Origin of the sequence: Boseongicola aestuarii (assembly GCF_900184815.1) — a bacterium.
GTDB classification, from domain to species: domain Bacteria; phylum Pseudomonadota; class Alphaproteobacteria; order Rhodobacterales; family Rhodobacteraceae; genus Boseongicola; species Boseongicola aestuarii.
This window is the reverse complement of the sequence record NZ_FXXQ01000050.1, coordinates 1-1,960: the sequence shown is the minus strand read 5'-3', so window position 1 is coordinate 1,960 and position 1,960 is coordinate 1. Positions and strand designations below refer to the sequence as shown.

Below are 1,960 nucleotides of genomic sequence, written 5' to 3'. Positions count from 1 at the left end.
GGCTTCGGGAGATCGCCTCGATGGATCGCTCAGCCTGCGCCGAGGGACTGGCTGCAATGCCTGGCCTGACGGTGCCGCCTCGGTTGCGTGCCGAGACCCTGCGTCGACTGCTGGCCTATGAGATACAGGCAAGGGCACTGGGCGGGCTGACGGCTGGTGAGCGACGCATGCTGCGGGCAGTCGCTTCCGGTAAGCCCGTTGGTGACGTCTCCGCGCAGGCGTCCCCAGGCACCCATCTTGTCCGCGAGTGGAAGGGTCGCACATACCGCGTTGAGGTCACCGATAATGGTTATGTGCTGGACGGCACACCTTACGCATCGCTCTCAGCCGTCGCCAAACGGATCACAGGAACAGCCTGGTCTGGCCCGCGGTTCTTCGGGCTTTCCGGAAAGCGCTCGGCATGACGAAAACTCGCTGTGCAATTTACACCCGCAAGTCGAGCGAGGAGGGATTGGACCAGGACTTCAACTCGCTCGATGCACAAAGAGAGGCTTGCGCGGCCTACGTCGCCAGCCAGTGCCATGAAGGATGGGTCCCGGTTAAGGACCGCTACGACGACGGCGGCATCTCGGGAGGCCACCTCGATCGCCCTGCATTGAAAAGGTTGATGAACGATATCGCGGCAGGTCGTGTCGACCGGATCGTTGTCTACAAGATCGACCGGTTGACGCGGTCGCTGACCGACTTCGCGAAACTTGTGGACCGGCTGGATGGGGCAGGGGCGTCGTTTGTCTCTGTCACACAGGCCTTCAATACCGCGACCAGCATGGGACGGCTGACGCTCAATGTGCTGCTCAGCTTCGCGCAGTTTGAACGCGAGGTGACGGCCGAGCGTATCCGCGACAAGATCGCGGCCTCTAAGAAGAAGGGGCTTTGGATGGGAGGCAATGTACCTCTTGGCTACGAACCAGTCGACCGGATCTTGCGGATTGCCCCGGAGGAAGCCGAGGCCGTGCGGATGCTCTACGATCTCTATGAGGAACTTGGCACGGTTACGGCCGTCACAAAAGCGGCCGCTGAGCTCGGAATGCGATCGAAGCTTCGGACGGGCCGGGATGGGGCGCAACGCGGCGGGTCGATAATGGGCCCGGGTCAGATCCACCACGTGCTGTCGAACCCGGTCTATGCCGGACGCATTCGTCACAAGGAGCAGGTGCACGAGGGGCAGCACGAAGCGATCATTGAACCGGCGCGTTGGGAGTGCGTTCAGCTGCGCTTAATGGACCGGTCAGCAAAGCCAAGGAACAAACCAGCTCGTGCACATCCATCGCCTCTAGCGGGCAAGCTCTTCGATGAGACTGGCGATCGACTGACCCCCTCGCATGCATCAAAGGGCAGCAAGCGGTATCGCTATTACGTCTCCCAACGTCTCGTAACCGGAACGGGCAACGCTAATGATGGCACGGGATGGCGGCTGCCGGCAGAGCGGCTGGAACGCGATCTGGGGCGATCGGTATCGACGCATTTGATCGGCTGCATCGAGCGCGGCGGCATTGCATCCACGGACGCGCATTCTATCCGTCGGTATCAGGACGCCGTCAGAACGCTGGGCGCCAAAATCCTCCAGTGCATCCGGTCGGCAAGGCTCCGCGAAGGCATCTTTGCCATCGACCTCGACTCTGCCGAGATCGCGAAAGCGCTGGCCGTCAAAGACAAGTATCTTGCACCCCAGATGTTCAACCTTCAATTGCCCTTCACGCAACGCCGCCGTGGTGTCGAGCTGCGTATGATCCTCGGCGCGCCGCAGCCGACAAGAGACGAGGTTCTGATTGCCAACATCGCGCGGGCAGAGCAATGGCGCCAGGCGCTTCGCAATGGTGATAGCCTCGTGACGATAGCAGCACGAGATGGGATGACGGTGAAGTACCTCAGCGAAATGCTGCGTTTTGCGTTCGTGTCGCCGAAGCTCGTCCGCTCGATCCTTGAGGGCAACCAGCCACCTGCGCTGACGACGAACTGG

At 61.4% G+C, this 1,960-nt stretch carries 2 protein-coding genes; both read left to right on the top strand.

Going from position 1 to position 1,960, the window contains the following annotated elements; translation table 11 throughout:
- Positions 1-404: DUF2924 domain-containing protein (locus tag BOA8489_RS19940; protein ID WP_217897985.1), on the top strand; the 404-nt coding region annotated here is incomplete at its 5' end.
- Positions 401-1,960 (top strand): recombinase family protein (locus tag BOA8489_RS19935; RefSeq protein ID WP_093976052.1); only part of this gene is annotated, 1,560 nt, incomplete at its 3' end. The genes BOA8489_RS19940 and BOA8489_RS19935, both read left to right, overlap by 4 nt.